The 4,031-nt window shown below is 57.8% G+C and carries 3 protein-coding genes and 2 tRNA genes; 2 read left to right on the top strand and 3 right to left on the bottom strand.

Annotation, left to right across the window (positions count from 1 at the left end):
* The first annotated feature begins 261 nt into the window (after nucleotides 1–261).
* Nucleotides 262–337 (top strand) — tRNA-Val (locus ACIOVB_RS27100).
* 19 nt (nucleotides 338–356) lie between these two features.
* A tRNA-Asp gene (locus ACIOVB_RS27095) sits at nucleotides 357–433 on the top strand.
* Between the two features lie 329 nt (nucleotides 434–762).
* Here ACIOVB_RS27095 and ACIOVB_RS27090 read toward each other — a convergent pair.
* The 3 genes from ACIOVB_RS27090 to ACIOVB_RS27080 form a co-directional block, all read right to left on the bottom strand.
* Nucleotides 763–1,896, bottom strand: coding sequence for a catalase family protein (locus ACIOVB_RS27090; protein WP_401272225.1), 1,134 nt, complete (start codon nucleotides 1,894–1,896; stop codon nucleotides 763–765).
* A gap of 26 nt (nucleotides 1,897–1,922) precedes the next feature.
* Nucleotides 1,923–3,731, bottom strand: a complete 1,809-nt coding sequence (locus ACIOVB_RS27085) for a di-heme-cytochrome C peroxidase (RefSeq protein WP_401272224.1) — start codon at nucleotides 3,729–3,731, stop codon at nucleotides 1,923–1,925.
* A gap of 66 nt (nucleotides 3,732–3,797) precedes the next feature.
* A partial coding sequence (locus ACIOVB_RS27080) for a hypothetical protein (RefSeq protein WP_401272223.1) occupies nucleotides 3,798–4,031 on the bottom strand: 234 nt, incomplete at its 5' end.

The raw sequence follows: 4,031 nt of genomic DNA, 5'->3' as shown, positions 1-4,031 counted from the left end.
AGTCGGTTAGAATACCGGCCTGTCACGCCGGGGGTCGCGGGTTCGAGTCCCGTCCGCTGCGCCATATTCGGTAACCTGGAACGCTGAACGCCAGGTCACCACGGAAAAACCCGCTGAGGCGGGTTTTTTTCTGTCTCAAGTTTGTACGTTGTACCCGCGGGATGTGTTGTTTCACCGGTTTTCAGATTTTTTTGAAAAAACTTCAATTAAATCAACACTTTATGAAAACTTGTGGCATAATGCGCCCCGTAACGAAGCGAAGGGTGATTAGCTCAGCTGGGAGAGCGTCTGCCTTACAAGCAGAATGTCGGCGGTTCGATCCCGTCATCACCCACCATTCGTTTCAAGCGTTTCGCGCAGCGGTAGTTCAGTCGGTTAGAATACCGGCCTGTCACGCCGGGGGTCGCGGGTTCGAGTCCCGTCCGCTGCGCCATATTCGGTAATCTGGAACACTGAACGCCAGATAACCACAGAAAGCCCGCCTAGTGCGGGCTTTTTGCTGTCTGGCGTTTGGGTTTTTTTTCGCTGCATATATCTATGTAGTGCCTGCCAGACGGGTCACTTTCGGACAATGGGCAATGTTCTTCGCTTGCTCAAGGCCTTGAGCAAAAAATCAGCGCCGGCGCTGTGAGTCCGCAAATGTTTGTCGACAAAGTCCCCAACGCCGGAATCCTCAGCGTTCTTCTTCCGAGCAAAACCTGGCCGCGTGTCGGAAAGGTTGCGGCATCATCCGCTTTGAAGAACGTACCGGCCAGGCATTGATCATTCGCCGTTGCGCTGGTGGCGATAGTCGCTGACCGCTTCGTACACCGCTTTACGCAGTCGGTTGATTCCGCCGATCGGGCGATGTGCTTCGATGCCAAACCATGGGTTGAACGAAAGGTTGTCGCATAGAAGATTTTGCTGTGGTGTATCGAAATCCTGAGGTGGCAGGGTGATGCGGGCCACGGATTCGAACGGTGCATCTTGCTCGCGCCACTCGATGCTGGTGTCCTCGATCGGCATGTATTTATTGGCATCCTGGCGCTGGATCTGCAGCACGTAACAAGCAGGCACGCGATCCGTTGATAACTGCTGATTCAGCGCGCCGCGCAGGAAGTTCGGCAAATCGTGGTTCTGCTTGGGCAAGGTGTAGGTTGGGCAATTGTCCGGATCGGGCGTTACCCGAAATTTCACATTGGCCTCACCCAACTTGTAGGGCGATACCGAGAAGTAAGTCGTCCCGGTCGGACTGTCCGGCGGCGGCGACAGTGTTGCCAGCGCAATAAACAGATGGCGGATCTGCCAGGTGCGTGGATCCCATCCCGGAAAAAACGCCATGACCTTTTTACCGTCAGCCTGCGCCGCCACATTCTGACGATACTCGGCGACATCGCTGACAAAGAAGTTCGGGTGACTGAACATCACGAAGTCTTGTTCGCGCTGTTGCTGGCGGTTACCGAGCAGTTGCATGCCCGGCACGTCGAGCAACTTGATCGCCATGCCACGGGCGTCGCGCATGCTGTCGAACTGCGGATAGGCATTGCCATTGGACAGTCGAATCATCGCCTGCCAGGTTTTACCCGGCTCACTGAAGACACCCTGTCGCAATGACTGTGCCAGTTGCGGCAGAACCTGCACCTGCGCTTTCACACAACCATGGGCCTTGGCGTGAGCGTCGCGTAAATAGCGAGTGCCTTCGCGGTGTTGATCGACGATGCGCACGGCCGTCTGGATCACATCCTGAGTCATGGCCGACTCGCCTGGCGGAATCTGCTCCAATGCTGAAACCGGGCCACGGTGCTGCCAGGCAAACCACGCCGTGGCGACGGCCCAGCCGAGCAGTCCGATGGCGAACACGATCAACAACGTTTTGCCCAGCAATCGTCCCAGCCACAACCAGACTCTGGCCAACAAAGGCAATTCTTTCTTGAAGGTCGAGATCATGGCAATTGCGCCTCGAGCGGGCCGCCCAGAACTTTCAGGTATTCCAGCAATGCCCAGCGTTCTTCGGGCTGCAACAGCCGGCCGATAACGCCATTGCCGCGCTCGCCGGCGCGGAATTCATGGCCGCTGTTGTGGTTGCCGGTAACCCGCGTGTCGAACACAAAACCATTGGTGAAGGCTTCGGTGCGGTAGCCCAGATGTCGCGGGTCGTATTCGAAGGTGCCTTTATAGAAGGTGGTGGCGCGCTCATCCTGCGGCGACAGCAATTGATAAATGCTTGGTACCGAACCGTTGTGTAGAAACGGCGCGGTAGCCCAGATGCCGGCCAGTGGGCGCGCCTTGTAGGCGACTTGTTCGCGAACGCCGATCGGCAGACCAAAACCGTCGAGCCCGGGTTTCTCCTCAGGCGTCACCTTCGCTTCGCGATAAGCGCGGTTTTCGACGAATGCGGTGACGTAAGCCAGGCCTTTAGCCACTGACAACTGGCTCAGATCGAGCGGTTGCGTCGGTGTTGGATGCAGCTTTACGTCCATCTTTTCCAGCTCTTTCAGATCCCATTGCAGCGCCGTCAGGTCGAAGCGGTGGGTGGCGATGTTGTTGGCGGCGTTCGGGTCGGTGCCGATGACATCCACGGGCACCATGCGCAAATGCTGCACCCAGCGTTCGCCTTCCTGGGTTTTGCGTGGGACGTGGCAAGCGGCGCAGTTCTCTGTAAACAGCGCGCGTCCCTTGGCTGCCTGCGATCTGTCGACGGTACCAAACAGAGCTTCCGGCCAGGCGGGTGGTTGTAGGCGTTGCAGGGTTTCTTCGATCTTGTGCAGGTCGCGTACACGGACGCTGGAGGCGTAACGGTCATCGCCTTGCAACGGCTGACCGTTGGCGTTGAAGAACTGCAGCGTGGCACCGACCCCCAATGCCTCGCCGATGTTGCGCGCCATCGGTTGTTGCGCCGAACCGTTCCACTGCACCCAGTCGAACGTCCACATATCCCATAGCTGCGGGTAGTCCACCGGCGCGTTGGCCACGCGATAGTTGGCGGGGGAGATGGCATCGCCGAACGTCGCGTTGGCAATCCGCCCGAAGGCATCGGCGCGGCCCGGGCCTTCCTCGGTGGGGTAGAGGCCGCGATGCGTGTCGTTCCATGCGACTTTCAGAAAGGTGTACAGCGAGCTTTTGAAATCCTTGCGCAATTGCTCGTGGCGGGCGTCGTAGTCATCGCCCAGCACCTGACGGGCAAAGCGTTCGAATTTCCATGGGTTGAGGTAAGTCGAGGTCAGGCTGGCGACCAATGCCTGTCCGAAACTGCCACCGCGCAGCGTAGGAACACTCGACGGCAGTACGTGCTGTGCCGAACCACCGTCAATGCGCACGGCTTGGCCGTTGAAGCGCAGTTCACCGGTGTGGCAAGCGGCACAAGTTATGTCCAGATATTGCTCGGTGCTCCCGGGATTCTGGTGTCGCGCAAAGCCGACGGGCAGGTTGCCGGGATTGCCCGGCGTGGCTTTCTGTTGCGGATCGACGAGAAAACCGAAGCGCGCGAGGTATTCGGGGGCGGCGAAACGTTGCTGCGAAAAGGGCAACTCCAGCGCCTGAAACCACTCATAGCGCAACCCTTTGACTTGCGTGCCCTGGGGCGTGAAGTAATAGGTCTGTCGTTCTTCTTCCGCCCACTGATTCAGGTAATGCACCTGCTGCGCGGGCGTGTAGAAGGGCATTTTCGGATTGGCCACGTAGTACAAAACCACCGCGAGGACGAGTCCCAGCAGCACGACGACCAGAGCCAGCACGCGGAATAAAAGGCGCAAGATAAACATCCTTGTCGAATTGTTGCGCTGTTATGCCTGAGCATGACCCTGCGTGGCAAGTGGCCATTACGCCAGATGTTGGGGGAATGTAAGTCGGTCGTTGTCGCGACCAGATGACATAAGCTTCATCATTGCTTTGCCCAAATGCGTTTTAATCCCTGAACTTATCGCAGGTTTACTGCTCTCATGCCGGTAGCCATTGGTCGTGGCGGCCTGATAAGCTCGCGGCTTTACTCGATTGCCCTTTCGGCGCATGAACAAGGAAATAGCATGAAACAGCATCGGTTGGCGGCGGCGGTA

The organism is Pseudomonas sp. NPDC087639 (assembly GCF_044743385.1).
Classification (GTDB): domain Bacteria; phylum Pseudomonadota; class Gammaproteobacteria; order Pseudomonadales; family Pseudomonadaceae; genus Aquipseudomonas.
This window is presented reverse-complemented; position numbering and strand designations above follow the sequence as displayed.